The organism is Pseudomonas sp. TWR1-1-3, from assembly GCF_049896805.1.
GTDB classification, from domain to species: domain Bacteria; phylum Pseudomonadota; class Gammaproteobacteria; order Pseudomonadales; family Pseudomonadaceae; genus Aquipseudomonas; species Aquipseudomonas bubulae.
In genome coordinates, this window is record NZ_JAFCUZ010000002.1 from 746,449 (window position 1) to 771,104 (window position 24,656).

The window sequence follows — 24,656 nt, forward strand, 5'->3', positions numbered from 1 at the left end:
GCATTGCGTGTAACTATATCAGTGCACATCTTTCCAGTATTCGCGCTTGAGCAGATAAGCGAATACAAAAAGGAAGGCCAGGTAGATCAGCACGTAAGTACCGATGCGCTGATGCTCCAGCTTCACCGGGTTGGCCGAGTAGGCCAGGAAGGTCACAAGGTTCTTGATCTTCTCATCGAACTGCTCTTCAGTCAGGGCGCCGGTTTTTGGCAGCACTGTCAGCTGGTCGCACGCTTCATGGGTCAAAGGCGTGCCGGTGAGCGGATCATACTGCTTCTTGCCGTCTTCGACGATCTGTACTTGCTTGCAACCGATAACCTGACGACCCTGCAACGGTGCCAGCACGTTGGGCATGCCCACGTTCGGGAACACTTTGTTGTTCACACCCCAAGGGCGCGACGGGTCTTCGTAAAAGGCACGCAGGTAGCTGTACAGCCAGTCTGTGCCACGCACACGGGCTACCAGCGTCAAGTCCGGCGGTGCAGCACCGAACCAGGCCTTGGCGTCGTTGGGCTGCATGCCGATTTTCATGTGGTCGCCAATCTTGGCACCGGTGAACACCAGGTTATCGAGCATGACCTCATGGGGAATGCCCAGGTCATCAGCGACCCGCTCATAACGCTGGAACTTGGCACTGTGACAACCCATGCAGTAGTTGGCGAACGTACGCGCACCATCCTGCAGGGCCGCCTTGTCAGAAACATCGATGTCGACCTTGTCGAGCTGCACGCCTTGCTCTGCCGCAAAGGAGAACACAGGCATTACCGCGAACATCAATACAGCAAATAGCTTTTTCATCAGCCAGTCACCCTTTCCGGAACCGGTTTGGTCTTCTCAAGCCTGGTGTAGAACGGCATCAGAATGAAGTAGGCGAAGTACAGGAACGTACACACCTGCGACAGCAGCGTGCGGCCCGGGGTAGGAGCCAAGACACCCAGCACACCCAGAATCACGAAGGAGATGCAGAACACCCACAGCCATACCTTGCTCATCCAGCCTTTGTAGCGCATGGATTTGACCGGACTGCGGTCAAGCCACGGCAACACGAACAGCACGGCAATCGCGGCGCCCATGGCAATCACGCCAAGCAGCTTGTCCGGGATGGCACGCAAGATCGCGTAGAACGGCGTGAAGTACCAGACAGGGGCAATGTGTTCCGGCGTTTTAAAGGCGTTAGCCTGTTCAAAGTTCGGTTTTTCCAGGAAGTAACCACCCATTTCCGGGAAGAAGAACACAATCGAGCAGAAGATAAACAGGAATACCACTACGCCGACGATATCTTTCACGGTGTAGTACGGGTGGAAGGGAATGCCATCCAGCGGTATGCCGTTTTCGTCTTTGTGTTTCTTGATATCCACGCCGTCCGGGTTGTTGGAGCCGACTTCGTGCAGGGCAAGAATGTGCAGCACCACCAGGCCCAGGATTACGATAGGCAAGGCCACGACGTGAAGGGCAAAGAAGCGGTTGAGGGTAATACCGGAGATCAGGTAGTCACCACGAATCCACTGGGTCAGGTCGTTACCGATAACCGGGATCGCACCGAACAGCGAAATGATCACCTGGGCGCCCCAGTAGGACATTTGCCCCCAAGGCAGCAGGTAACCCATAAAGGCTTCAGCCATCAGGGCCAGATAAATCATCATGCCGAACAGCCAGACCAGCTCACGGGGCTTCTGGTAAGAGCCGTAGAGCAGGCCGCGGAACATGTGCAGGTAGACGACGATAAAGAACGCCGATGCACCGGTAGAGTGCAGCAAGCGCAGGATTGAACCGTATTCGACGTCACGCATGATGTATTCGACAGAAGCAAACGCCTCTTCTGCCGATGGCGTGTAGCTCATGGTCAGCCACACACCGGTAACGATCTGGTTGACCAGAACGAGCAGTGCGAGAGAACCAAAGAAATAGAAGAAGTTGAAGTTCTTCGGAGCGTAATACTTGCTGAGGTGGTCTTCCCACATTTTGGTGGCGGGGAAGCGGGCATCTACCCAATCCATGAACTTGCTCATTACGCGTTCTCCCCATCGAGGCCAACGACGACAATGTTGTCCGTCTCATAGTAGTACGGCGGCACTGGCAGGTTCAGCGGCGCTGGCTGGGCCTTGTACACGCGGCCGGCCAGATCATAGTGCGAACCATGACAAGGGCAGAAATAGCCGCCTACCCAGTCCTTGCCAAGATCAACCGGCGCGACCTCGGGACGGAACGTAGGCGAGCAACCCAAGTGGGTGCAAATACCGATCAACAACAGAATTTCTGGCTTGATCGACCGCAGCTCCGGATTTACATAAGCAGGCTGATCAGATTGCTTGGAATCCGGGTCAGCAAGCTGCCCTTCAATCTTCTTCAGATTTGCCAGGATTTCCTCGGTGCGACGTACGATGAATACCGGCTGGCCACGCCATTCAGCAATCATTTGCTGACCTGGCTCAACCTTTGCAATATTCACTTTCACCGGTGCGCCAGCGGCTTTCGCCTTGGCACTGGGAAACCACGACCCCACGAACGGGACCGCCGCCCCCACCGCTCCTGCAGCACCCACCACGGATGTGGCTGCTACGAGGAAGCGACGCCGGCCGACATTTACGCCGTCATTGCTCATTCAGTCCTCTCCCATCAGCTTTGTGGCCTGTTAAATCAGGCATCTACTAAATATGCATCTATTACTTATAAAAATTTTGCAGAATGGTAATGAAAAGCCCCTAGTCTTACAAGGTAATTACCGCTCTGGGGCGGCTACAGGCCTTGTAGTATAGGCGTTTGCTGGATGTGGCAAGTTGTCACACCGCTAAATCATCGCCCATAAAAAAAGCCCAGCTCCCGAAGGAGGCTGGGCTTTTTTGAACGAAGCTGCGAATTAACGCTTCGAGTACTGCGGACGCTTACGCGCTTTACGCAGACCGACTTTCTTACGTTCAACTTCACGAGCATCGCGAGTAACGAAGCCAGCTTTGCGCAGAGCGCCACGCAGGGTTTCGTCATACTGCATCAGTGCGCGAGTGATACCGTGGCGGATTGCGCCAGCTTGACCACTTACACCACCACCGATCACGGTGACGTAGATGTCGAATTTCTCGACAGTCTCAGTCAGTTCCAACGGCTGACGAACTACCATGCGGGCAGTTTCGCGACCGAAGAAATTCTCCAGAGTGCGGTTGTTGATGGAGATGTTACCGGTACCCGGACGCAGGAAAACGCGAGCGGTTGCGGTTTTACGACGGCCAGTGCCGTAGTTTTGAGTCGCCGACATAATGAACTATTCCGTTAAAACTTCAGTTCTTGGGGCTGCTGAGCAGTATGAGGGTGAGCAGCGCCCGCATAGACTTTCAGCTTACGGTACATGTCGCGACCCAGTGGGTTTTTAGGCAGCATGCCTTTAACCGCGGTCTCGATCACGCGCTCAGGAGCTTTGGCGATCAGCTTTTCGAAGTTGATCGACTTAATCCCGCCCGGGAAACCGGAGTGAGAGTAGTACATCTTGTCAGTGGTTTTAGCACCAGTAACACGGATTTGCTCAGCGTTGATAACAACGATGTAGTCACCGGTGTCAACGTGCGGAGTGTATTCCGGCTTGTGCTTGCCACGCAGACGGCTCGCGATCTCGGTGGCCAGACGACCCAGGGTCTGACCAGCAGCGTCGACGACAAACCAGTCGCGCTTTACTGTTTCTGGTTTAGCAGTAAAAGTTTTCATTCTTTATAGCCTCAGGGGCCGCCCTGTAAATTAGACGGCGGATCTTACTGAATAGTGCGTACTTTGACAAGTCAAAGGCAGCCGGATACAGACGCTATCGGGGGCTCGGGTCAGCGCGTCCGTTCAACGGCAAGATTCTTCGGCAGGCGGCGCATCACTTCCACTGCAGAAAGAGGTGGGCAATTATCCAGATTGCGCAAAAAATTACAACCTGCTTTTATGTTTGTTTACCCGAAGGAGCTCCCGATGGACTACCGAAAGCTTGGCCGTACCGATCTGAAAGTAAGCGCAATCGCCCTCGGGACCATGACCTGGGGTGAACAGAACACCCAGGCCGAAGCCTTTGAGCAGATCGCCTGCGCCAAAAATGCCGGCATCAACTTTATCGACACCGCCGAAATGTACCCGGTGCCACCCAAGGCCGAAACCTACGCCACCACCGAGCGCTTTATCGGTAACTGGTTCAAGGAACGCGGTGATCGTGCCGACTGGGTGCTGGCGAGCAAGATCGCCGGCCCCGGCAACGGCATCGACTACATCCGTGACGGCCACCTCAAGCACAACCGCAGCCATATCGTGCAAGCCCTGGACGCCAGCCTCAAGCGCCTGCAAACCGACTGGATCGACCTCTACCAGTTGCACTGGCCCGAGCGCAGCACCAACTTCTTCGGCCAGTTGGGTTACACCCACAACGCCGACGAAGACTTCACCCCGCTGGAAGACACTCTCGAGGCACTCGACGAGCAGGTCAGGGCCGGCAAGATCCGTCACATCGGCCTGTCTAATGAAACGCCGTGGGCCACCATGAAGTTCCTGCAACTGGCCGAAAGTCGCGGCTGGCCGCGCGCCGTATCGATCCAGAACCCCTACAGCCTGCTCAACCGCAGCTTTGAAGTGGGCCTGGCGGAAATCGCCATTCGCGAGCAGTGCGGCCTGCTCGCCTACTCGCCCCTGGCGTTCGGCATGCTCTCGGGCAAGTACGGCGGCGGCGCCCAACCACCAAAAGGCCGCCTGACCCTCTACAGCCGCTTCTCGCGCTATTCAAACCCGCAGGCCGTGGCTGCCAGCGAGCGTTATGTGGCACTGGCCCGCGAACATGGCCTGGACCCTGCGCAAATGGCCCTGGCCTTCGTCACCCGCCAACCGTTCGTCACCAGCAATATCATTGGTGCCACGACCATGGAGCAACTCGAAAGCAATATCGCCAGCTTCGACCTGAAACTGTCGGATGAGGTGCTGGCCGGTATCGACGCCATCCACAAGGACCAGCCAAACCCGGCACCTTGACCCACCACCCCCTTGCGGGAGCGGGCTTGCTCGCGATGCAGGCGACGCGGTGTTTCAGAGAAACCCCATGGATGCCATCGCGAGCAAGCCCGCGGCTACAAAAGCAGCAACCTCTGGACACACAGGAAAAAACATAAGACGATCCAGCCGTAAGTTGACCAATTTCACCTATAAGAATAATCAAAATATGTCTATGTCTAATCAACTCTCCACGCCGCTGCGGCGTGTCAGCATTTTGGCCATCGATCGGGTTTTCGCGTCGACCCTGATGCATGCCAAGGATTTCTTTCACCTCGCCAGCCTGCGTCACGGCAAGCAGCTGGGACAAGGCCTGACCCCCACTTTCGAGACACGCCTGGTCAGCCCCGACGGCAAACCGGCCACCAGCTTCAGCAATGTGGTGCTCCCTGTGGACGGCGGTCTGGAGGATAGCGACATCATTATCCTGCCGGCCTTCGGTGACGATTTCGACACCCTCTGCCAGCGCTATCCGCAAGTACTGCCCTGGCTGCGCGAACAGCATGCCCGCGGCGCTGTCCTGTGCGCTGAAGCCACCGGAGTCTTCTGGCTCGCTGAAGCCGGGCTGCTCGATGGCAAAGAGGCCACCACCTACTGGCGTTTCTTCGACACCTTTGCCCGGCGCTATCCCCTGGTGCACCTCAACCAGGACAAACACCTTACCGACGCCGACAACCTCTATTGCGCTGGCGGGCCTACCTCAGCCTGCGACCTCTACATTTACATGATCGAGCGTTTTTGCGGCGCCAATATCGCCCAGGCCGTGGCCCGCGACATCCTTTACGAAGTACAGCGCAATTACACCCCGGGGCGCATCGGCTTTGGCGGCCAGAAGCTGCACCAGGACGTGATCATCCTGCAAATCCAGCATTGGCTCGAAGAGCACTTCGCCGACAAGTTCCGCTTTGAAGATGTCGCCCGCGATCACGGCATGAGCATCCGCAACTTCATGCGCCGCTTTCAGCTGGCCACCGGCGACAAACCCTTGCACTACCTGCAACGCCTGCGCATAGAAACCGCCAAGGGCCTGCTCTCGGCCACCCGCAAAAGCATCAAGACCATCAGCTATGACGTGGGCTACGACGACGCAAGCTTCTTCGCGCGCCTGTTTCGCCAACACACAGAGCTTTCACCAAACCAGTATCGTCAGCAGTTCCTGCATGCAGGCCTCAATCAGGTCGCTTAAATCTAAGCGTTGTACTACACACCAAGCGGAACAATCTGATTTCTCCGCCAGCCCAAAAAGCCTCTGATGAAATGCCCTCCAACCAGGGGCACTCACAAGAAGAGGCTTCACCGGCCACTGGCGGAGGTACGCAGCATGGCGCAAAGACTCAATCACAACTCCCTGCCCATCCTTTCCATAGGAGCCCTGGGTGGCACCGTGAGCATGCGCACAACACAGCCCGGCTCAGGCGCACAACCCGTGATCACTGGCGAAGCACTGCTTGACGGCATTTCGCAGCTGCACGAAGGGCTGGACGTTCATATCGAGACCCTGTGCCTGGTTCCCAGCGCCTCCCTGGATTTCAATCTGCTGCTTGAAGTGCTGATCTGGGCCCAGGAGCAAGTGAAGCTGGGCGCGCTGGGCATCGTCATCACCCAAGGCACCGACACCCTGGAAGAAACTGCATTCTTCCTTGACCTGTTATGGGATGCCGATGTGCCACTTGTGCTGACCGGCGCCATGCACCCCAGCGATCATCCCGGCGCAGATGGCCCCGCCAATCTGCTGGATGCCTCCAGGGTTGCGCTCGATACACAGAGCCGCAAGCGAGGCGTTCTAGTGGTAATGAACGGCCAGATTCACCAGCCGCTGCATGTGCGCAAATGCTCATCAATAACGCTGGACGCCTTCAACTCGCCGTTTTTCGGCCCTGCCGGGCTAATGCTCGAAAATCGCGTGCTTTATCTGCGCAAAGCCTGCGCACGCACTGTCCTGCCCATGCCCCGCAGCATTCATCACAAGGTCGCATTGCTGCCAGCAACACTGTCTGCCGACACGGTACTGCTGGAGCATGTGCTGGCCCTGGGGTATGACGCGCTGGTGGTCAGTGCTTTCGGGGCCGGGCATGTCAGTGTCGAATGGGTCGACCTGATCGAACAGGTCACCACGGAAATTCCGGTTCTGGTGGCGTCACGAACAGGTTCAGGCCCCACCGCCGAAGCGTCTTACGGGTTTATCGGCAGCGAGATGGACCTGATCGACCGCGGCGCGCTGATGTGCGGGTTTCTCTGCCCGTACAAGGCGCGGATCCTGATATGGCTGCTGATAGGTTGCGGGCATGCCCGCGACATTGCCAAGTACGTGCAGCGCCTGGGGTTCAAGGCCGCCGAGGCCTGAGGCGGGCATAAAAAAGGCCTGCAATGCAGGCCGTTTTTTTGACTAGGGTTTGTGCGCCCGCGTCAGATATTCATGGGACTGCATTTCCAGCAAACGGCTGAGGGTACGCTGGAACTCGAAGTTCAGGCGCCCGCCCTTGTAAAGGTCTTTCAGCTCGACTTCAGCCGAGATGATCAGCTTGACGTTGCGGTCGTAAAACTCATCGACCATGTTGATAAAGCGTCGGGCGATGTCGTCCGTTTTCACTTCCATCTGCTCTACACCGCTGAGGATTACAGCGTTGAAGATCTTGCCAAGCTCGATGTAATCATTCTGGCTGCGCGGGCCGTCGCACAACTCGCGAAACTCGAACCAGGCCACATCATCACAGGTACGCAAGGCACGGATGGTGCGGTTCTCGATGATCAGATCATCGTTTTCGATCGCCCTGTTGGAGTTGTGAGTCAGCGCCTTGAAGCTTTCTCTCAAGCTCTTCTCGGACTCTTCGTTCAACGGAAAGTGAAACAGTTCGGCCTGCTCAAGGTGACGCAAGCGATAGTCGACGCCGCTGTCGACGTTGACGATTTCGGTGTTCTGCTTGATCAGCGCAATGGCGGGCAAGAAGCGCGCACGCTGCAAGCCGTCCTTGTACAAACCGTCAGGCACAATGTTCGACGTAGCCACCAGGGTGACACCGTTTTTGAACAGTTCTTCCATCAAGGTGCCGAGAATCATGGCGTCGGTAATGTCCGACACAAAGAATTCATCAAAGCAGATCACCCGCGCCTCGTCAGAAAAACGCTTGGCGATAATGGTCAGCGGGTTCTTTTCGCCATTGAGGGTGCGCATTTCTTCATGCACGCGCTTCATGAAGCGGTGGAAGTGGGTACGCACCTTCTCCTTGAACGGCAGGGCATCGAAAAACGTATCGACCAGATATGTCTTGCCACGGCCTACACCGCCCCAGAAGTAGAGGCCCTTGACCGGCGTCTGCTCCTTTTTGCCGAACAGCTTGCCGAAAAGGCCCGGCTTGCTCTGCGAGGAAGCGACCAGGTCGTCGTACAGGCGCTGCAAATGGCGCACAGCGTTTTCCTGCGCGGCATCGTGGAAGAAGTCCGGGCGTTTCAGATCTGCTTGATATCGTTCTAGAGGCGTCATAATTCGTTAGCAAGGCAACAAAAACGGGCCGACACTGTAGCGACGACCCTTGGGAATGGCAATCAAACCTGAGACGAAACGTCGCACTTTCTCAGTCTTGAGCGGGTACCAGCGCAAGGCGCAACGCTTCGATTGCCTCATCTCTGGCTGTGGCATCGGCAAATACCGGGCTGTCAGCCACGCAGGTGTCGCCCAGCCAGACACTGAAGCTCAACGCGTCACTGCGCACATCCAGAGGCTCGCCGGATTGCAGCTGCTTGGTCACTTGACCGGCGGTTTTACCGTCGGCAAAGCTGCGCGACAGCAGCAATTGTTCGCCAGCAGCGGCCAGCAGGCGGAAACGGAAGCTGCCGTCTTCGTCGCGGAAGCTGACAAAGCGCGGGCCCTTGGCGGCTTTCTTTTTGCTCGCAGCAGTGGTTTGCGCGGCACTGACAAACGAGCGCAAGCCAACGGCTTCACGCAATTCGACAAGGAAAGGCGCTGCGATCTTGCGAGCTTTTTGGGCGCCAGCCAGCAGGATGTCTTCCATATCATCAGGACGCGACATCAAGTCGTGGTAACGCTCGCGGGACTCGCCCAGCTCGGCGTCCAGCAGCTTGAACAGGCGCTCTTTCGCTTCGCCCCAGCCCAGGCCCTGCAACAGCTCGCTGCGGAACTCAACCGACTGCTCAGGCGTGGAGAATGCCTGGTACAGGGTGAACAGGTGCGAGTTGTCCGGATCCTTCGCCTCGCCCGGTGCACGGGAGTCGGTAACGATGCGCGAAATCGCGCTTTTCATGTCCTTGGCGCTGCTGAACAACGGAATGGTGTTGTCATAGCTCTTGGACATCTTGCGACCGTCCAGACCCGGCAAAGTGGCCACGCTTTCTTCGATCAGCGCTTCGGGCATGGCGAAAAACTCTTTGCCATTGCCGAACAGGTGGTTGAAGCGCTGGCCAATGTCACGGGCCATTTCAACGTGCTGGATCTGGTCACGCCCCACAGGCACCTTGTTGGCATTGAACATCAGAATGTCCGCAGCCATCAGCACCGGGTAGCTGTACAGGCCCATGGTGATGCCCGCATCCGGGTCTTCGCCGTTTTCCAGGTTCTTGTCTACCGAGGCCTTGTAGGCATGGGCCCGATTGAGCAGGCCCTTGGCCGCTACGCAGGTCAGCAGCCAGGTCAGCTCGGGGATTTCCGGGATATCGGACTGACGGTAGAAGGTCACACGCTCGACATCAAGGCCGGCCGCCAGCCAGGTTGCAGCGATTTCCTGACGCGAACGCTGGATGCGCAGCGGGTCATCGCACTTGATCAGGGCATGGTAGTCAGCCAGGAAGTAAAACGAATCGGCGTTGGGGTCGCGGCTGGCCACGATCGCAGGGCGGATGGCCCCGGCGTAGTTGCCCAGGTGCGGCGTACCGGTGGTGGTGATGCCGGTGAGGATACGAGTACGAGAGGTCATGGGTAATCGCTTATCAGGCTGCAATCAATTCGAAAGGCGTGGCGCTACCAACTCTTTGAGCTCGGGCAGCTTGCCGTGAAAAAAGTGTCCGCATTCTGCCACTTTCAGCAGCTCATGGGGGCGCGACAGGTCGTTTGACCAGTTATAGACCAGCTGCGGGTCGATCACTTCGTCGGTTTCAGGCTGGATAACGGTCAGCGGGCAGTTATGTGGCAAGGCATCTTCGTCACGCAAACGCATCACCGCAGGGGCGATCATAAACACGCGCTCAAGCTTTTCGCCCTGGGCTTCAAGGCGACCACCCAGGCTGGCGGCAACAAAACCACCAAACGAAAAACCGAACAGGGTGATCGGCAAGTCAGGGTGTCTGGCGCGCAACCACCGGGCTGCTGCAAAGGCATCGTCGACTTCGCCGGCGCCCATATCGTGGCTGCCTTCACTGGCGCCGGTGCCGCGGTAATTAAATCGCAAGGTAATCAGGCCAGCATCGCGGGCAGTGCGTTGCAAGGTCGAAACCACTTTATTCATCATGGTGCCGCCCTGTACCGGATTGGGGTGGCACAGCAGCGCAAGGCCCTTTGGCTCAGCACAATCAAGGTACAAGGCTTCCAGTTGGCCGACCGGGCCAGCAATTACTACAGGGGTTTCGCGGGTAAGCAAGAGGGAACTCCGTGACCTCAGATTGGGTCGACTCGTCTAGCTGATAGATTCTGTCTGACATATTTGCGAGTGCATCGCGGTATACAGCGCAGGTCCGAGCCGTTAACGTAAAGCAAAGCCGTTTATAGAGGAAGGACTCGTGGAACACTCGCTCTTGATTTGGTTGTTGCCGACTCTCGCCCTGGTTGCCGGTGTCGCCATTGGTTTTCTGGTTGCTCGTCTGCTGCCCAATGCCGTGCCTAACCGCACGCAGCGTCAGCTGGACGACATCCAGGAACGTTTTGACAGTTACCAAAGTGAAGTGGTTACCCACTTCAACACCACCGCCAACCTGGTGAAGAAACTCACACAGAGCTATCAGGACGTGCAAGAACACCTCGCCGAGGGCGCCAACCGTTTGGCCCTGGACGAGCAGACTCGCCAACGCCTGCTGGCTGCCCTGCACCCGGATGTGCCACAACCGCATCGCGAGCGCATTACCCCGCCGCACAGCACCGAGCCGCCATTGGACTACGCACCAAAAAGCCCGAACGGTCCTGGCATGCTGGATGAGCATTACGGCCTGAAGAAGTAATTTCCCCAGCCGGATGCCCAATAAAAAGCCCCGCGATCTGCAAGGATCGCGGGGCTTTTTGTTGTGTGTCTTGCGCCCCCCGCAGCCGCAGCCGCAGGCTGCGTTCGACGACGAAGTGGTCGCAATATCAGCCAAACCCCGCACTCAGGGTTTACGACTGCTGCGCAGCCGAACGCAGCCTTCGGCAGCTGCTACGAGGTAATGATCAAGGGTACTGCTGCACCTGGCCCGGCTGCTGGTATTGCATGCCCGGGATTGGCGCCAGTGTCACTTGTACGCGACGGTTCTGTGCGCGGCCATCTGCGGTGGCGTTGCTGGCAATCGGATCAGCCGGGCCCATACCTTTGACTGACAGGTACTGGCCGCTCACACCTTGAGACGTCAGGTAGGTCGCTACGCTTTGCGCACGCTGCTGGGAAAGCTGCATGTTGTAGTTGTAGTTACCGGTGCTGTCGGTGTAACCCACGATCTGGATCAGGTTCTGGTTGTTGAACTGCTTGAGCGAATTCGCCAGGTTGTTCAGCGGCTGATAGAAGCTGGGCGCAATGTTGGCCGAGTTGGTCGCGAAGGTAATGTTGCCTGGCATCACCAGGGTGATGTTGTCGCCCTGACGCTGAACTTCAACGCCCGTGTTGGCCATGCTCGCACGCAGGGCTGCTTCCTGCTTGTCGGCGTAATAGCCATAACCGGCTGCACCCAGGCCTGCCACGGCAGCACCGATCAGCGCGCCCTTGCCACGGTTGTTATGGTCGATGGCAGCACCCGCCACAGCACCCGCCAGAGCCCCCAGGCCACCGTAGGTGGCAGTCTTGCTCAAGCCCGTCCCGGAAGACCCCTGGCCCTGGTTGTCATACGGGTTAGGCGTAGCGCAGCCAGCCAGCAAGGCCACCGCACTTGCAGCAACAATCAAACGACGCGAAATGAACATGGTGAAGCTCCTGATCAATCTTTCTAGGGGCAAAGGCCATTGGCATTAGACCTTTATAAATCTTGGAACACGACCAACGGTAAAAATTCCTTGGGTCGTAAACATTCGCACCCCACAAACAATAGTCGCCCGAACGCCTCCCAACAAATTCCGGCCTAGAACTTCACACCCATCGTCAGCGCCACAAAGTCGCGGTCACTGAGGGTGTTGTAGCGCCCACCAAAAAAATTGGTGTACGACAGGCTGCCGGTGTAGGTGCTTTGATAGTCACCCTCCAGCCCCAGGGAGATGGCTTTGCGGCCCTCTTCGAAGCTGGCATCGGGCCCCGGCGAATAGCCGCTGACATCATGGGACCAGCCCAGATTGGGCTTGAGGTTCACCCCGGGAACAACGCTTCTGTATTCCCACACGGCGCGACCACGGTAGCCCCAGGAGGTGGCCGTGGTGAAGCCGTCATTACCTTCAGAGCCAAACACCGGATCACGCCCGTAACGCAGCCCTGAAGGGCTATCCAGGCCACCAACCCGGGTCACCCCCACCTCACCGGTCACGGTCAGGTGATCGGCACCCATCGCGTTGTCGAACACATGGCTGAGGGACGTCTGGAACCGGGTGACTTCCTTGCGCCGATAGCCCTGCACATCTGCGCCGGGAGTGACGCTCAGTGGCGATGCATCGGCAAGCCCGGGCAGCAACGTGACATTGGCGTACAGCAAGTCGTTGCTGTTGAGTTGCACCGGCGCATTGGGACGGTAACTCAACTCGCCCTTCCAGGCCGTGCCTGTGGATAACGTGGTGGAGAAGCTCAGGCCGTAAAGGCGGATGTCTTCAGGGTATTCAACGTAATAGCCCGAATTGCCGGCAACAACCATCGGCGCCAGCCCTCCGGTGCCTGCTGCCGCGTTATAGGCCGACTGCGGCGCTGCGCTGGCGCTGAGGATCGGGTCGCGGCTGTGGTAGTTCATGAAGTAGGCGCCGAACTCGGTGCCCAGCGGCTCGAACACATAGTGCATGGCCACCCCGAACTGCCCGCTGTTGCGCGCATAACGATTGGCGCCACGGCGTACCAGCACGCCCTCCTCGTTCACCTCAACCCCGGCACCGTTCAGCGCGGCGAGGTCGGCCACATCGAGTGCCGAACGCTTGCTCATGACCCGGTAATTGCCGCTGCAGCCGTCAGCCATCACGTCTGACCGGGAGAAAAACGTCCCGCAGTTGTCCGCTTCGGACGGCTCCCAATCCAGCTGATAAAAGGCTTCAGCCGACAGGTTGTCGGTCAGGTTTTGCGAGAGATAGAACAGGTTGACCGGCACCAGGCCATCTTTGAACTCAGTGCCAGGCCGACGATAGGCGGCAGGGTCGGTGGGGTTGATCGCATTGATGCCGCCACCGATAAACGCACTTTCGCCCCAACTGACCACCTGTTTACCCAAGCGGACTGCGCCGGGCTGATCGGCAATGGCGTAGTTGTGGTAAACGAACGCATCGAGCAGTTGCGCGCCGGCCGATTGCGCGCTGGCTCGGCGGCCTGAGTCACTGATGGGCTTGAAGGGGCGGCTGTCGTCCTGCAACTCGAAGTCATACCAATACTTGCCACGCACATACAGGCCGCTGTCGCCGTACTTGAGTTCCAGTGCGTGCATGCCGGTAAAGATTTTCGAAAAAGTTTCGCCGCGTTTAAAGTTAAGGCGGCCATCGTCAGAAATGGCCGATTGCCCCGTGCCGCCATTGTTGGCGCCTATCAGTTTGCTGTCGGCCCTGGCGGTGGACCAACTGGCGCCGATGGACAGCTCGGTATCGATCTGCCCCTCAACCGGGCCGACATTGAAGCTCACGCCCCAAGCGGACGTCGACGCAAGGCTGACTGCCAGCGCCAGTCTGGCGCGGCGCCAGGACCGGTGGACTGAGGACATCGATACTTCTCCGTGGGCACACTGCAATAAGCCCGCAAGGATGAAGCAAATCCAGATTTTGACAAGAACCCGACCATCTCCCCGTAGCTGCTGCCGGACGCAGCCTTCGTTCCTCGGCAGCTGCTACGGAACCAAGGTGTGTCAATGCATCTCGGTAAACGCCAGTTTCACGCCCAACGCCACCAGTACCGCCCCCATGGTGCGGTCAAACCAGTGACCCATGCGGGCAAAGCCTGTACGCACGCGCTGATGGCTGAACAGCATCGCGACCATGCAGAACCACACACCGGTTGCCACTGCCAGGTACACGCCATAACCGGCCTGGATCGACAGCGGGGTGTGCGGGTTGATCACTACGGTAAACAGCGACAGGAAAAACAGCGTCGCCTTGGGGTTCAGGCCGTTGGTCACAAAGCCCGACGTGAAAGCCCCGCGTGCCGTGCGCTCGCCCACCGGCAAGCTGGCCGCCAACGCCGCAGGATCGGCCGGTTTGGCCCGCAGTGCCTTGATGCCGATATACAGCAGATAAGCCGCTGCCAGCCATTTCAGGGCGTTGAACAGCACAATCGATTGCGACACGATGATGCCGATACCCAGCAATGAATAGCCGACATGGACAAAAATCGCCGTGCCCACACCAAACGCGGTAAACATCCCGGCACGGCGGCCGTGAGTGACGCTCTCGCGCACTACCACGGCAAAATCAGGCCCGGGGCTGGCCACCGCCAACAGGTGAATCAAGGCTACGGTCAAAAATTCTGTCCAGTACATGCACGGCTCCATTACAAATTGTTTCTTCTGTTAGGCTCGCCACATTACGCCTTCATTTCACAGCACAAAAGGTACAGTTGATGACTAACACTCAGCGCGCCGTATTCCTTGATTACACCTCACTGGACCTGGGCGATCTCGACCTCGACCCGCTGCGTCGCAGCTTCGGCGACTTGCAGCTGTGCGCAGACACCACGCCAGCCAATGTGATCGAGCGTCTGCAAGGCGCCAGTGTGGCCATCAGCAACAAAGCGCTGCTCAACGCCCAAACCCTGGCTGCCTGCCCGGAGCTGAAGTTGATTCTGGTGGCAGCCACCGGCACCAACAACGTCGACCTTGAGGCCGCCCGAGCCCTGGGGATCACCGTGGCCAACTGCCATGGCTACGGCACGCCATCGGTGGCGCAGCACACCCTCGGCCTGCTGCTGGCACTGGCTACGCGCCTGGTCGATTACAACAAGGCCGTGGCCGACGGCCAGTGGCAGCAAGCGAAGCAGTTCTGCCTGCTGGACTTCCCGATTGTCGAGCTGGAAGGCAAGACCCTGGGCCTGTTCGGTCACGGCGAGCTGGGCAGTGCGGTCGCGAAACTGGCCGAAGCCTTCGGCATGCGCGTGCTGATCGGTCAGATCCCGGGGCGCCCGGCCCGTGCCGGACGCCTGACGCTGGACGAACTGCTGCCCCAGGTCGACGCGCTGACCTTTCACTGCCCGCTCACCGAGCATACGCGTAATTTTATCGGCGCCCGCGAACTGGCACTGCTCAAACCCGGGGCCTTTGTGGTCAATACCGCACGTGGCGGCATGATCGACGAACAGGCTCTCGCCGACGCCCTGCGTAGCGGCCATCTGGGTGGCGCGGCCACCGACGTGCTCAGCGTCGAACCACCACGCGACGGCAACCCATTGCTGGGGGCCGACATTCCGCGCCTGATCATCACCCCGCACAGTGCCTGGGGCAGTCGTGAAGCACGCCAGCGCATCGTCGGCCAACTGGCGCAAAATGCCGAAGCGTTCTTCAACGGTACAGCGCTGCGGGTCGTCAGTTGATAGACTGCGCCCCTTTTTGAGGAGCAGATTATGGATCCGCGCAGTGAAGTACTGCTTCGTCAGCCTGAATACTTTCAAGGCTCGGTGCTATTGGTCGGCTTGCCCGCTGACGAACTGCTGGGCGAATTGCCCGATGCCCATGGCTGGTGCTGGCATGCCGGCGACCAGGCCGCGCTCGACGCCCGCTTTGCCGGGCGCGTGCAGTTCGGTGTCGATATCCCTGAGCGGGCGTTCGACACCGCCGTGGTGTTCCTGCCCAAGTCCAAGGAACTGAGCGACTACGTGCTCAAGGCCGTGGCTGCTCGCCTGCCGGGTGCCGACGTGTTTCTGGTCGGTGAAAAAAAGGGTGGCATTGAAGGCGCGTCCAAACAGTTGATCCCGTTCGGCAAGCCACGCAAACTCGACAGCGCGCGGCATTGCCAGCTGTGGCAAGTGACGGTGGATAACGCCCCGCCCGTGCCGGTACTGCACGACCTGGCGCAACATTACGAACTGCCGCTGCCCGAAGGCCCGCTCAAGGTCGTGAGCCTGCCGGGCGTGTTCAGCCACGGGCGCCTGGATCGCGGCAGCGCCCTGCTGCTTGAGCATCTGGACAAGTTGCCCAGCGGCCACGTGCTGGACTTCGGCTGCGGTGCGGGCGTACTCGGGGCTGCGGTCAAACGTCGCTACCCGCACAACAACGTCACCCTGCTCGACGTGGATGCCTTCGCCACCGCCAGCAGCCGTTTGACCCTGGCGGCCAACGGTCTGGAAGGGGAAGTGATTACCGGCAACGGCATCGACGCCGCGCCCATGGGTTTGAACACGATTCTGAGCAACCCGCCGTTCCACGTGGGGGTGCATACCGATTACCACGCCACCGAAAACTTGCTGCAAAAAGCAGTGAAACATCTGAAATCAGGTGGCGAACTACGGATTGTCGCCAACAGCTTCCTGCGATATCAACCGCTGATCGAAGAGCATTTCGGTGCCTGCACGGTCAAGGCCGAGGGCCAGGGTTTCCGGATTTACAGCGCCAAGCGCCGTTGAGCCTGCGGAAAAATAAGAGCTTGCCGGATCGGATTTGCCTAGGCAGAATCCGCTCCGTCCTAGGGGAGTAGTCTCCCACGAGCGTCAAGCTCGTCCGGCATACGTCAACATACTTGGTCAACAGACCATGGCGTATGCGACCCAGGTGTCCGCACAGACGGACCGGGGTTTGACAAGACCTATGACACGAACACCTTACCCGGGGCGGGGAGGCTGTACGTGTCATAGCCGTGTCGACCCGCCCCTGGAAACCACCTGATGATGCTCGATTCCCTGCTTGTCCCTACTGCAATCGTTGCCTTGGCCGAAATCGGCGACAAGACGCAACTGCTCGCCCTTATTCTGGCCGCACGCTTTCGCAAACCCTGGCCGATAATCGCCGGTATCGTGGTCGCGACCTTGGCCAACCATGCCGCCGCCGGTGCTGTAGGCGCCTGGTTCAGCACGTTCTTCAGTGACGCCATGCTGCACTGGATCCTCGCCGCGAGCTTTACCGCCACCGCGCTGTGGACCCTGGTGCCGGACAAGATGGACGACGACGAAGCCAGCACCGCACGCAAGTACGGGCCGTTCGTGACCACATTGATCACCTTCTTCATTGCCGAAATCGGTGACAAGACCCAGGTTGCGACGGTGATGCTCGCCGCACAATACCCGGATCTGTGGCTGGTGATTATCGGTACAACCCTGGGCATGCTGATTGCCAACGTACCGGTGGTTTTGGCGGGCAACTTTGCCGCTGACAAACTGCCGTTGACCCTGATCCGCAGACTGGCTGCCACCGCGTTCGTAGTACTGGCGGTAGTGGCCGTGTACAAGGCGATGCAGATCAGCGGCTGGGTGTAACCCACACTTTGTGTGGGAGCGGGCTTGCTCGCGATACAGGCACTGCGGTCTTTCAGTTGAACCGCGTAGACGCCATCGCGAGCAAGCCCGCCCCCACAACAAGCGTCACGATTTCGGCGCTTGCTGATACAGCGGCATCACCTTCGGAATGGCCGCCTCCAGCGCAGCAATCCGGCTGCTTGAAGCCGGGTGGGTGCTCATGAATTCAGGCGGCGCATTCTGTGATTGCTGAGCCATTTTCTGCCACAGGGTGATCGCCGCATTCGGGTTGTAGCCCGCACGGGCTGCCAGCTCCAGACCGATCAGGTCCGCTTCGTTTTCATTGCTGCGGCTGTTGGGCAAGGTCAGGCTGTAGTTCACCACCGTGTCGGCCAGGCCCAGGCTGTCCTGGCCCAGGCCCAACAAGGCGCCAGCACCCTGCTTGGCGATTTCGATGCCATAGGCCTTGGACATGGATTCACGCCCGTGCTCACGCAAGGCGTGGGCGATTTCATGGCCCATGATCGCGGCAATTTCATCGTCACTCAGTTTGAGTTGCTCGATGATCCCACTATAAAAGATGATCTTGCCGCCAGGGCCGCAGTTGGCGTTGAGCTCGTCACTCTTGATCAGGTTGACTTCCCAGTTCCATTGCGCGGCATCCGGGCGAAAGGCCGGCGCCTGGGCAATCAGTCGGTTGGCGATCGCCTGCAGGCGCCTGGCGTTGGCGCTGGTCTTGTCCAGGACGCCCTTGGTGCCCGCCTCGCTGACGGTCTGTTGATACGACTGGGCGTACATCTGGTCAACCTGCTGGCTCGACAGCATGCTGAACATGTACTGCTTGCGCTCTACGCCCACGGCGCCGCCATTGGTGGTATTCACCGCCTGGCATCCACCCAGCAACAACCCGGCGCCCACGGCGCACACTACCGCTAACTTACCCATCAAAAGTCTCCATAAAGATGGCGCGTATCGTATCTCAACCCGGTGTCAGGCACTCGGGCGCGTTGAGTTTTGGATCGTTGACCAGATTGGCCAGCGGCCTTTCACGCAGCGGCATCTGCGCACTGGCCAGCAGTGCCTGCAAGGCCTGCAGCGGAGTCTGAGGGTCAAGCCAGGCCTGCTGGCCGGCCTCATCCAGAATCAGCGGGCGGCGCTGACTGGCCGCTGCCTGTGTAATCACGGCGGTGCTCAGCCACACATGCTCCTCAACGGGGTATGCCTCCCAGATACCGGCAAAAAACAGCGAGGAGCCTTCACCCGGCGTCAGCCAGTAGGGGCGCTTACGGGTCGTGCCGCGCCATTCATAAAAGCCGTTGGCCGGGATCAGGCAGCGGCGCTCACGCAAGGCATCGCGGAACATGGGCTGCTCGGCCACGGTTTCAGCACGGGCATGGGCCGGAGTCCGTGACAGGTCGGTCAGCCACGCCGGGGTCAGACCCCAGCGCGCTCGCGCCAGTTCTCGCTGGCCAGGCTCAGCACCTGCGCGCAGAATCAATACCGAATCATTCGGCGAAATATTCCACTGGGCCTGCTGATCCGCCGGGAAACCGGGCAAGGCTGCAAATGCAGGGTTCCAGCGAAACAGGGCAAAACGTCCACACATGGGGCAGCACAACTCTTCTTTTGTATAGCAATGAATAAACCGTCGCTGGTATCAGCAATCCAGCACATCGGGGAAACTCTCAGGCTCATCGCCAGCCACCGGTGACGCGGCATTGTACGCATCGATCAACTCCCGTGCGTATTGCGCCCGATCATTGGCCACCGCCAGGCCAAGCAAGCCGAACACCGGCAGCTCCCCCGTGGCGCCGACCAGATCACGGCCCTGTAGCCGGGCCTCGACCCCTTCACTGGCCAGCATGCCCAGCAACAGTTCGGCTTCCATCAGGTTTTCCGGCTCGTAGATGCGTTGCATGGTCTTCACTCACTACTCATTCTCGGTATGCACATCGAGCATCCATTCATGGCCATCGGTCTGAAGGTGAAAAAGGATCGGCCGACAGCACACCGGGCAGTCTTCGATGTAGCTCTGATCACCCCCCGACAGGTCGAGCACCGCTTCAGCCGGCTCGCCGCAATAGGGGCATTCATAGTGTTCAGTTTCAAGCATCGCGGTCTCCAGAGTGACTTGTGCGTATAATCGCCGGTCTATTAGCAGGGCTATTATTTTTGCCCTGCCCTGCGTACCAACCCTAGTCGTTTCCAACAAGAGAGCATGATGGGCCAATTCGATAGCATCCGACCTTACGACGACGCCGAAGTACCAGCAGTGCTGGCCCGGCTGCTCAGCGACAAGGCGTTTCTGGATATCCTGACCCACTTTCGCTTTCCGCGCCTGGCCGGCGCTTTCGGTTGGCTGTTAAAACCACTTATAGCTCATCGCCTGCGCAAAGAGTTCGCCAGCGTCAATTCGGTCGCGGCCCTGCAGGACAAGGTCGAGGTGTACGTCGATCGCACCATCGAACATGCCACCGACGGCGTAACCTATACCGGCGTCGAGCAACTGAAATCCGGCAGCGCCTACCTGTTTCTGGCCAACCACCGCGATATCGTGATGGACCCGGCGTTCGTCAATTACGCCGTGTACCACGCCGGCCTGCCAACGCCGCGCATCGCCATTGGCGACAACCTGCTGCAAAAGCCGTTTGTCAGCGATCTGATGCGCCTGAACAAGAGCTTTATCGTGCACCGCTCGATCACCGGGCGCCGGGAAAAGCTCGCGGCTTATCAACTGCTGTCGGCATACATCAACCACTCGATCCGCAACGACTGCCAGTCAATCTGGATCGCCCAGGCTGAAGGCCGGGCCAAGGACGGTGATGACCGTACCGATTCGGCGATCCTCAAGATGTTTCATATGAGCCGTAAAAACGAGCCGTTTGCCGAGGTCATTCAGTCATTGAACCTGACCCCGGTTTCCATCAGCTACGAATACGACCCCTGTGACCAGGCCAAGGCCCGCGAGCTGTTTATCCGCGCCACTACCGGCACCTACAGCAAGGCTCCTGGCGAGGACGACACCAGCATCGCCAACGGCATTACCGGCTACAAGGGTCGCGTGCACGTGAACTTCGGGGCGCCGGTGACCGAGTTGTTCGAAGACAGCAAATTGCTGGCCGCCGAAATGGATCGTCATATCCTCGGTGGCTACCGCCTGTTCCCCGCGCACTACCTGGCGTATGCACAGTGGAGCGACCACGACCCCGAGTTACAAGTGCCGACGGCCGCAGAGGTATTCGGTGCCGAAGAACTGGCCAAGGCCCAGGAAGAATGGCAACGCCGCCTGGACGCCTGCCCGGCCGAGCACCGTCCGTATCTGGTGCTGCAATACGCGATGCCGGTGCGTAACCAGTATCGGATCAAGGCTGGCCTGGCGCTGTAACCCAATAAACCCGTAGGAGCGAGCCTGCTCGCGAAGGTTGTTCGCGAGCAGGCTCGCTCCCACAGAAGGGCTTAAATTCTGCTGTCACCGTATCGTCATATTGAGAGGCCACTCTGTGGCCCCTCGACACCGACACGGAGCTTGTCATGCTGCACGCAGAAAACCAGGACCGCCTTTACCTTATCGCGCCCAGCGACGAACAACAGGCATTGATCGAGGGTTTGGCCTTTAACGTGCAAGACCGCCACTGGCTGGTTTACTGCGCCCTGAGCGGCCACGCCCATGCCGACCTGCCCGAGACGGACCTGCTCACCGGCGTCAGCCGCCTGGAGCTGTATGCCGAAGCGGCCTGAATGTTTCGAACACAAAAAAGCCCGAGCTCACTGAGTTCGGGCTTTTTATTTTACCGGCTTACTCGCTGAGCAAACGACCGATGGACGGGTCCTTGAACACACGGGTCAGGGCATCACTCAACACATCGCTCACCAGCTTGGTGTTGGTCTCCTGGTTCGGCGCCATGCCGAAGCGCTGATCCAGGGACGCGCCATAACGGCCGCTGTAGGTACGACCACCGTTCTTCACATCGGAACGGAAGGTCGCGCCAATGGTGGCTTCAGTCACGTACATGGTGTCCTTGGGCGACTGATACTTGAGTTCGGCCAGGGTCACGGTCAGCGTTGGCGCGTTCATCGCATTGGCTGTCGGAGTGAAACCCAGCAAGCGCACGGCTGCTTCAGCCTGGGCTTGCAGCTTGGGAACCAGGTCGGCACTGCTGACGCTGATCGCGCTGGTCTCGGGGTACATGCCACCACGAGTCCCCAGGGTTGGGGAAGGACGACCGTCCACCACACGCACAACCACCGGCTGGCCACGACCCACTGGCGCAAGCTGGGTGGTCAGCTTGGGTTGCGGGCTGAGTTGTTGCGGGCTGTGGGCGCAGCCGACCAGGGTCAAACTGGTCACAGTAATCAAACCGAACAACAGGCGTTGCAACATGCTTATCTCTCCAGGACTGGGTATAACAGGCCGTCAGTATAGGGTGCCGGACGCCTGCGAACTAGCGGCTTGCCGTCACCCGCCTGTCATCGCCAATTCATCCGTATGTCACCTGCACAGGGCATAGTCTCGACGACTGACTCAACAGGTGCCGCCATGAACATGCTCTTGACCCTGCTCGGCTTCAACCGCCCCGAGCGCTGCTTCGCCCGCCTGGATTCGGCAGGTCGCTGCCAGGCCTTCAAGCAGTGCAAACAACCGCCGGTCGGCAACAGCTGGGTCGAAATCGAAGAAATCCGCCTTAACTGGTTGCACCAGGTGCTACCTGCCAACGCCCGTATTGCCTCGCCCGCAAGGCATTCGTCAGGGCACCCGCTGCCGGGCCTCTGAACGGCGCACCAATAAAAGTCATTTAACAGGATCAATTGCCCACGTTTCTTCGCTACAATCTCCCCCCGATTATAAGGACGTCTCCTGATCGGGCCCCGCAACATCGCTAATGCGCTTGTATTGGCACCCCAAAACCGCCCACAGAGAGCCGCCCACACAGATCATGTGAAGCTGGCGCGCTTGAATTTCATTGCGTAACCCCCACTTTCTGCATGGTCTGCCAGAGCTGCCACAACGCTCGGCCACTGGTTCGGTGCCCAGCGTGCGGTAGCCCTTTTTTGAGGTTCACGTCTTCAAGAGAGCGTGAAAAAAACGGGTTTCACAACTTCACAAGAGTGTGGCGAGCAAATGAAAAGTTTTGCGTCTGAACATGCACCATTAGCGTCTGATATTGCCTCACCAAGCAGGATCGAAGTCGGCTCCACAGCACGAGACTGAAAGCCTGTCCGCTTACGGATTTGGTTGCACAAACGGACGCTCTAGACATTAAGTCGAATTGCCTCCCGAGTACTGAAATGCGTTCATATGAACCTTGAAGGCCCGGTTGGTGGCGTCCGCTAAAGTTGCAAGAAATTGCGAAGAATCGGACATGGCGATCCTGGCCATGAGTGGCCCGGGGCTAATCAGAACCACGCCCCGGACACCTGGCAGCTATGCCGTCAATTTGGTGCCGTAGATTTTGGAGACGCGTTAATGGCGCATAACGAAGCAGTCGACGTAGTACTGGTTGGGGCGGGCATCATGAGTGCCACCCTCGCCGTACTGCTCAAAGAGCTCGACCCCGGCATTAAGCTGGAAGTTGTTGAGCAAATGGACTCAGGTGCTGCGGAGAGTTCCAACCCGTGGAACAACGCAGGCACCGGTCACGCCGGCCTTTGTGAGCTGAACTACACGCCGCAGGCGGCTGATGGTTCGATCGACATCAAAAAGGCTGTGCATATCAATGCCCAGTTCGAAGTGTCGAAACAGTTTTGGGCCTACCTGGCGCAAAAAGGCACCTTCGGTTCCTGCAAGTCCTTCATCAGCCCGGTTCCTCACCTGAGCTACGTTGAAGGCGAAAAAGGCGTGTCGTTCCTGAAAAAACGCTTTGACGTGCTGAGCAAGCACCATGCGTTTGCCGACATGGAATACACCGAAGACAAGGCCAAAATGACCGAGTGGATGCCCCTGATGATGCCGGGCCGCCCTGCGGATCAGCTCATCTCGGCCACCCGCGTGGAACATGGCACCGATGTCAACTTCGGCGCCCTGACCCAGCAACTGCTCAAGCATCTGGCCAGTGCACCGGACACCCAGATCAAGTACAGCAAAAAAGTCACCGGCCTCAAGCGTAACGGTAACGGCTGGACAGTAAGCATCAAGGACACCAACAGCGGCAATACTCGCCACGTTGATGCCAAGTTCGTATTCCTGGGCGCCGGTGGCGCGGCCTTGCCGCTGCTGCAAGCCTCGGGCATCGAAGAAAGCAAAGGCTATGGCGGCTTCCCGGTCAGCGGCCAATGGCTGCGTTGCGATAACCCGGAAGTGGTCAAGCTGCATCAGGCCAAGGTTTACAGCCAGGCTGCCGTCGGCTCGCCGCCGATGTCGGTGCCGCACCTGGACACCCGTGTGGTCGATGGCAAAAAGTCGCTGCTGTTCGGACCTTATGCCGGTTTCACCACCAAGTTCCTCAAGCATGGTTCGTTCCTTGACCTGCCGATGTCGATCCGTCTGGGCAATATCGGGCCGATGCTGGCCGTGGCTCGCGACAACATGGACCTGACCAAGTACCTGGTCAGCGAAGTGCGCCAGTCGATGGAACAACGCCTGGAGTCCCTGCGTCGTTTCTATCCACAGGCCAAGGCTGAAGACTGGCGTCTTGAGATTGCCGGGCAACGGGTACAGATCATCAAGAAAGACCCGAAAAAAGGCGGTGTGCTGCAGTTCGGTACCGAACTGGTTGCGGCCAAAGACGGTTCGCTGGCCGCTCTGCTGGGGGCTTCGCCGGGCGCCTCGGTAACCGTTTCGATCATGCTGGACCTGATCGAGCGCTGCTTTGCGCAGAAAGCCACGGGCGAGTGGGCGACCAAGCTCAAGGAAATCTTCCCTGCACGGGAAAAGGTCCTCGAAACCGACGCCGACCTGTACCGCGAAATCAGCACCCGCAACTCCGAGCTGCTGGAACTGGTTACGCCTAAAACAGCCAGCACCAGTATCGCTTAATGCAACATTGA

The 24,656-nt window shown here is 58.7% G+C and carries 27 protein-coding genes and 1 riboswitch; of the genes, 11 read left to right on the forward strand and 16 right to left on the reverse strand.

Translation table 11 applies throughout. The annotated features are described in order from the left end of the window. Window positions 1-18: 18 nt before the first annotated feature. From ACP7BE_RS10935 to rplM, 5 genes are all read right to left on the reverse strand, one after another. Complete coding sequence (locus tag ACP7BE_RS10935; protein WP_095018292.1) at window positions 19-798, reverse strand: cytochrome c1; 780 nt, start codon at window positions 796-798, stop codon at window positions 19-21. Then, entirely contained in the window at window positions 798-2,009 is a 1,212-nt protein-coding gene (locus tag ACP7BE_RS10940; protein WP_016779512.1) for a cytochrome b, read from the reverse strand. The genes ACP7BE_RS10935 and ACP7BE_RS10940 overlap by 1 nt, the downstream gene beginning before the upstream one ends. Then, window positions 2,009-2,602 carry a ubiquinol-cytochrome c reductase iron-sulfur subunit gene (petA, locus tag ACP7BE_RS10945; protein WP_083369776.1) on the reverse strand — a complete coding sequence of 198 codons (594 nt, stop codon included), beginning with the start codon at window positions 2,600-2,602 and terminating at the stop codon, window positions 2,009-2,011. The genes ACP7BE_RS10940 and petA overlap by 1 nt, the downstream gene beginning before the upstream one ends. A 255-nt stretch (window positions 2,603-2,857) precedes the next feature. After that, entirely contained in the window at window positions 2,858-3,250 is a 393-nt protein-coding gene (gene rpsI / locus ACP7BE_RS10950) for a 30S ribosomal protein S9 (protein ID WP_003216038.1), read from the reverse strand. A 14-nt stretch (window positions 3,251-3,264) separates the two neighbouring features. Then, a complete protein-coding gene (rplM, locus tag ACP7BE_RS10955; protein WP_007917032.1) occupies window positions 3,265-3,693 on the reverse strand; it encodes a 50S ribosomal protein L13 in 429 nt (142 codons plus the stop codon). A gap of 246 nt (window positions 3,694-3,939) precedes the next feature. On the opposite strand from rplM, the gene ACP7BE_RS10960 reads away from it, so the two are divergent. The 3 genes from ACP7BE_RS10960 (at window position 3,940) to ACP7BE_RS10970 (ending at window position 7,342) form a co-directional block, all read left to right on the forward strand. Next, complete coding sequence (locus ACP7BE_RS10960; RefSeq protein ID WP_095020340.1) at window positions 3,940-4,980, forward strand: NADP(H)-dependent aldo-keto reductase; 1,041 nt, start codon at window positions 3,940-3,942, stop codon at window positions 4,978-4,980. A gap of 268 nt (window positions 4,981-5,248) precedes the next feature. Next, on the forward strand, window positions 5,249-6,184 hold the full coding sequence (locus tag ACP7BE_RS10965) for a GlxA family transcriptional regulator (protein WP_169916835.1): 936 nt from the start codon (window positions 5,249-5,251) through the stop codon (window positions 6,182-6,184). 135 nt (window positions 6,185-6,319) lie between these two features. Further along, window positions 6,320-7,342, forward strand: a complete 1,023-nt coding sequence (locus tag ACP7BE_RS10970; RefSeq protein ID WP_095001550.1) for an asparaginase — start codon at window positions 6,320-6,322, stop codon at window positions 7,340-7,342. A gap of 42 nt (window positions 7,343-7,384) precedes the next feature. Here ACP7BE_RS10970 and zapE read toward each other — a convergent pair whose 3' ends face one another. The 3 genes from zapE to ACP7BE_RS10985 all read right to left on the reverse strand — a co-directional run bounded on the left by zapE (window position 7,385) and on the right by ACP7BE_RS10985 (window position 10,586). Beyond that, window positions 7,385-8,479 carry a cell division protein ZapE gene (gene zapE, locus ACP7BE_RS10975; RefSeq protein WP_095001551.1) on the reverse strand — a complete coding sequence of 365 codons (1,095 nt, stop codon included), beginning with the start codon at window positions 8,477-8,479 and terminating at the stop codon, window positions 7,385-7,387. A gap of 91 nt (window positions 8,480-8,570) precedes the next feature. Beyond that, on the reverse strand, window positions 8,571-9,926 hold the full coding sequence (locus ACP7BE_RS10980) for a tryptophan--tRNA ligase (protein ID WP_426105824.1): 1,356 nt from the start codon (window positions 9,924-9,926) through the stop codon (window positions 8,571-8,573). Between the two features lie 24 nt (window positions 9,927-9,950). Continuing rightward, on the reverse strand, window positions 9,951-10,586 hold the full coding sequence (locus tag ACP7BE_RS10985) for an alpha/beta hydrolase (RefSeq protein WP_426105826.1): 636 nt from the start codon (window positions 10,584-10,586) through the stop codon (window positions 9,951-9,953). A gap of 139 nt (window positions 10,587-10,725) precedes the next feature. Here ACP7BE_RS10985 and ACP7BE_RS10990 point away from each other — a divergent pair, with 139 nt between their 5' ends. Continuing rightward, window positions 10,726-11,160: a YhcB family protein gene (locus ACP7BE_RS10990; protein ID WP_016779504.1), complete on the forward strand. Its 435-nt coding sequence runs from the start codon at window positions 10,726-10,728 to the stop codon at window positions 11,158-11,160. 205 nt (window positions 11,161-11,365) lie between these two features. Here ACP7BE_RS10990 and ACP7BE_RS10995 read toward each other — a convergent pair whose 3' ends face one another. The 3 genes from ACP7BE_RS10995 to ACP7BE_RS11005 form a co-directional block, all read right to left on the reverse strand. Continuing rightward, on the reverse strand, window positions 11,366-12,088 hold the full coding sequence (locus ACP7BE_RS10995; RefSeq protein ID WP_095001554.1) for an OmpA family protein: 723 nt from the start codon (window positions 12,086-12,088) through the stop codon (window positions 11,366-11,368). A gap of 155 nt (window positions 12,089-12,243) precedes the next feature. Beyond that, complete coding sequence (locus ACP7BE_RS11000; RefSeq protein WP_426105829.1) at window positions 12,244-14,001, reverse strand: DUF1302 domain-containing protein; 1,758 nt, start codon at window positions 13,999-14,001, stop codon at window positions 12,244-12,246. 141 nt (window positions 14,002-14,142) lie between these two features. Next, window positions 14,143-14,772 (reverse strand): LysE family translocator, encoded by a 630-nt coding sequence (locus tag ACP7BE_RS11005; RefSeq protein ID WP_016779501.1) that lies wholly within the window; start codon window positions 14,770-14,772, stop codon window positions 14,143-14,145. 80 nt (window positions 14,773-14,852) lie between these two features. On the opposite strand from ACP7BE_RS11005, the gene ACP7BE_RS11010 reads away from it, so the two are divergent. The 3 genes from ACP7BE_RS11010 to ACP7BE_RS11020 all read left to right on the forward strand — a co-directional run bounded on the left by ACP7BE_RS11010 (window position 14,853) and on the right by ACP7BE_RS11020 (window position 17,693). Then, window positions 14,853-15,818, forward strand: a complete 966-nt coding sequence (locus tag ACP7BE_RS11010; RefSeq protein ID WP_426105832.1) for a 2-hydroxyacid dehydrogenase — start codon at window positions 14,853-14,855, stop codon at window positions 15,816-15,818. Window positions 15,819-15,848: 30 nt separating this feature from the next. Then, window positions 15,849-16,847, forward strand: a complete 999-nt coding sequence (locus ACP7BE_RS11015) for a class I SAM-dependent methyltransferase (protein WP_095001557.1) — start codon at window positions 15,849-15,851, stop codon at window positions 16,845-16,847. A gap of 49 nt (window positions 16,848-16,896) precedes the next feature. Beyond that, a riboswitch (yybP-ykoY riboswitch) is annotated at window positions 16,897-17,018 on the forward strand. Between the two features lie 90 nt (window positions 17,019-17,108). Further along, on the forward strand, window positions 17,109-17,693 hold the full coding sequence (locus tag ACP7BE_RS11020) for a TMEM165/GDT1 family protein (protein ID WP_086799543.1): 585 nt from the start codon (window positions 17,109-17,111) through the stop codon (window positions 17,691-17,693). A gap of 105 nt (window positions 17,694-17,798) precedes the next feature. Here the strand turns inward: ACP7BE_RS11020 and ACP7BE_RS11025 are convergent, their stop codons facing one another. The 4 genes from ACP7BE_RS11025 to ACP7BE_RS11040 are packed head-to-tail and all read right to left on the reverse strand — an operon-like array spanning window position 17,799 to window position 19,785. After that, window positions 17,799-18,617, reverse strand: a complete 819-nt coding sequence (locus tag ACP7BE_RS11025) for a M48 family metallopeptidase (protein WP_095001558.1) — start codon at window positions 18,615-18,617, stop codon at window positions 17,799-17,801. A gap of 34 nt (window positions 18,618-18,651) precedes the next feature. Further along, complete coding sequence (locus tag ACP7BE_RS11030) at window positions 18,652-19,278, reverse strand: SOS response-associated peptidase (protein WP_426105835.1); 627 nt, start codon at window positions 19,276-19,278, stop codon at window positions 18,652-18,654. Between the two features lie 51 nt (window positions 19,279-19,329). Continuing rightward, the gene (locus tag ACP7BE_RS11035) at window positions 19,330-19,590 is read right to left on the reverse strand and encodes a putative signal transducing protein (protein WP_095001560.1); all 261 of its coding nucleotides are present in this window, start codon (window positions 19,588-19,590) and stop codon (window positions 19,330-19,332) included. Between the two features lie 12 nt (window positions 19,591-19,602). After that, window positions 19,603-19,785 (reverse strand): CPXCG motif-containing cysteine-rich protein, encoded by a 183-nt coding sequence (locus ACP7BE_RS11040; RefSeq protein WP_095001561.1) that lies wholly within the window; start codon window positions 19,783-19,785, stop codon window positions 19,603-19,605. A gap of 105 nt (window positions 19,786-19,890) precedes the next feature. On the opposite strand from ACP7BE_RS11040, the gene ACP7BE_RS11045 reads away from it, so the two are divergent. Together ACP7BE_RS11045 and ACP7BE_RS11050 are read left to right on the forward strand one after the other, a co-directional pair. Then, window positions 19,891-21,057, forward strand: a complete 1,167-nt coding sequence (locus tag ACP7BE_RS11045) for a 1-acyl-sn-glycerol-3-phosphate acyltransferase (protein ID WP_095020337.1) — start codon at window positions 19,891-19,893, stop codon at window positions 21,055-21,057. 146 nt (window positions 21,058-21,203) lie between these two features. Continuing rightward, a complete protein-coding gene (locus ACP7BE_RS11050; protein WP_016779492.1) occupies window positions 21,204-21,410 on the forward strand; it encodes a hypothetical protein in 207 nt (68 codons plus the stop codon). A gap of 58 nt (window positions 21,411-21,468) precedes the next feature. On the opposite strand, the gene ACP7BE_RS11055 is transcribed toward ACP7BE_RS11050, so the two are convergent. Continuing rightward, a complete protein-coding gene (locus tag ACP7BE_RS11055) occupies window positions 21,469-22,053 on the reverse strand; it encodes a YajG family lipoprotein (RefSeq protein WP_095001563.1) in 585 nt (194 codons plus the stop codon). A gap of 156 nt (window positions 22,054-22,209) precedes the next feature. On the opposite strand from ACP7BE_RS11055, the gene ACP7BE_RS11060 reads away from it, so the two are divergent. Together ACP7BE_RS11060 and mqo are read left to right on the forward strand one after the other, a co-directional pair. Then, entirely contained in the window at window positions 22,210-22,443 is a 234-nt protein-coding gene (locus ACP7BE_RS11060; protein WP_426105839.1) for a hypothetical protein, read from the forward strand. A gap of 693 nt (window positions 22,444-23,136) precedes the next feature. Continuing rightward, window positions 23,137-24,645 carry a malate dehydrogenase (quinone) gene (gene mqo / locus ACP7BE_RS11065; RefSeq protein WP_095001565.1) on the forward strand — a complete coding sequence of 503 codons (1,509 nt, stop codon included), beginning with the start codon at window positions 23,137-23,139 and terminating at the stop codon, window positions 24,643-24,645. Window positions 24,646-24,656: the final 11 nt, after the last annotated feature.

Excerpts from the sequence above, each read along its gene's own strand:
- ACP7BE_RS10935 (WP_095018292.1), bottom strand. The coding sequence starts at position 798 with ATGAAAAAGCTATTTGCTGTATTGATGTTCGCGGTAATGCCTGTGTTC.
- ACP7BE_RS10940 (WP_016779512.1), bottom strand. The coding sequence starts at position 2,009 with ATGAGCAAGTTCATGGATTGGGTAGATGCCCGCTTCCCCGCCACCAAA.
- petA (WP_083369776.1), bottom strand. The coding sequence starts at position 2,602 with ATGAGCAATGACGGCGTAAATGTCGGCCGGCGTCGCTTCCTCGTAGCA.
- rpsI (WP_003216038.1), bottom strand. The coding sequence starts at position 3,250 with ATGTCGGCGACTCAAAACTACGGCACTGGCCGTCGTAAAACCGCAACC.
- rplM (WP_007917032.1), bottom strand. The coding sequence starts at position 3,693 with ATGAAAACTTTTACTGCTAAACCAGAAACAGTAAAGCGCGACTGGTTT.
- ACP7BE_RS10960 (WP_095020340.1), top strand. The coding sequence starts at position 3,940 with ATGGACTACCGAAAGCTTGGCCGTACCGATCTGAAAGTAAGCGCAATC.
- ACP7BE_RS10965 (WP_169916835.1), top strand. The coding sequence starts at position 5,249 with ATGCATGCCAAGGATTTCTTTCACCTCGCCAGCCTGCGTCACGGCAAG.
- ACP7BE_RS10970 (WP_095001550.1), top strand. The coding sequence starts at position 6,320 with ATGGCGCAAAGACTCAATCACAACTCCCTGCCCATCCTTTCCATAGGA.
- zapE (WP_095001551.1), bottom strand. The coding sequence starts at position 8,479 with ATGACGCCTCTAGAACGATATCAAGCAGATCTGAAACGCCCGGACTTC.
- ACP7BE_RS10980 (WP_426105824.1), bottom strand. The coding sequence starts at position 9,926 with ATGACCTCTCGTACTCGTATCCTCACCGGCATCACCACCACCGGTACG.
- ACP7BE_RS10995 (WP_095001554.1), bottom strand. The coding sequence starts at position 12,088 with ATGTTCATTTCGCGTCGTTTGATTGTTGCTGCAAGTGCGGTGGCCTTG.
- ACP7BE_RS11000 (WP_426105829.1), bottom strand. The coding sequence starts at position 14,001 with ATGTCCTCAGTCCACCGGTCCTGGCGCCGCGCCAGACTGGCGCTGGCA.
- ACP7BE_RS11005 (WP_016779501.1), bottom strand. The coding sequence starts at position 14,772 with ATGTACTGGACAGAATTTTTGACCGTAGCCTTGATTCACCTGTTGGCG.
- ACP7BE_RS11010 (WP_426105832.1), top strand. The coding sequence starts at position 14,853 with ATGACTAACACTCAGCGCGCCGTATTCCTTGATTACACCTCACTGGAC.
- ACP7BE_RS11015 (WP_095001557.1), top strand. The coding sequence starts at position 15,849 with ATGGATCCGCGCAGTGAAGTACTGCTTCGTCAGCCTGAATACTTTCAA.
- ACP7BE_RS11020 (WP_086799543.1), top strand. The coding sequence starts at position 17,109 with ATGCTCGATTCCCTGCTTGTCCCTACTGCAATCGTTGCCTTGGCCGAA.
- ACP7BE_RS11025 (WP_095001558.1), bottom strand. The coding sequence starts at position 18,617 with ATGGGTAAGTTAGCGGTAGTGTGCGCCGTGGGCGCCGGGTTGTTGCTG.
- ACP7BE_RS11030 (WP_426105835.1), bottom strand. The coding sequence starts at position 19,278 with ATGTGTGGACGTTTTGCCCTGTTTCGCTGGAACCCTGCATTTGCAGCC.
- ACP7BE_RS11035 (WP_095001560.1), bottom strand. The coding sequence starts at position 19,590 with ATGCAACGCATCTACGAGCCGGAAAACCTGATGGAAGCCGAACTGTTG.
- ACP7BE_RS11040 (WP_095001561.1), bottom strand. The coding sequence starts at position 19,785 with ATGCTTGAAACTGAACACTATGAATGCCCCTATTGCGGCGAGCCGGCT.
- ACP7BE_RS11045 (WP_095020337.1), top strand. The coding sequence starts at position 19,891 with ATGATGGGCCAATTCGATAGCATCCGACCTTACGACGACGCCGAAGTA.
- ACP7BE_RS11050 (WP_016779492.1), top strand. The coding sequence starts at position 21,204 with ATGCTGCACGCAGAAAACCAGGACCGCCTTTACCTTATCGCGCCCAGC.
- ACP7BE_RS11055 (WP_095001563.1), bottom strand. The coding sequence starts at position 22,053 with ATGTTGCAACGCCTGTTGTTCGGTTTGATTACTGTGACCAGTTTGACC.
- ACP7BE_RS11060 (WP_426105839.1), top strand. The coding sequence starts at position 22,210 with ATGAACATGCTCTTGACCCTGCTCGGCTTCAACCGCCCCGAGCGCTGC.
- mqo (WP_095001565.1), top strand. The coding sequence starts at position 23,137 with ATGGCGCATAACGAAGCAGTCGACGTAGTACTGGTTGGGGCGGGCATC.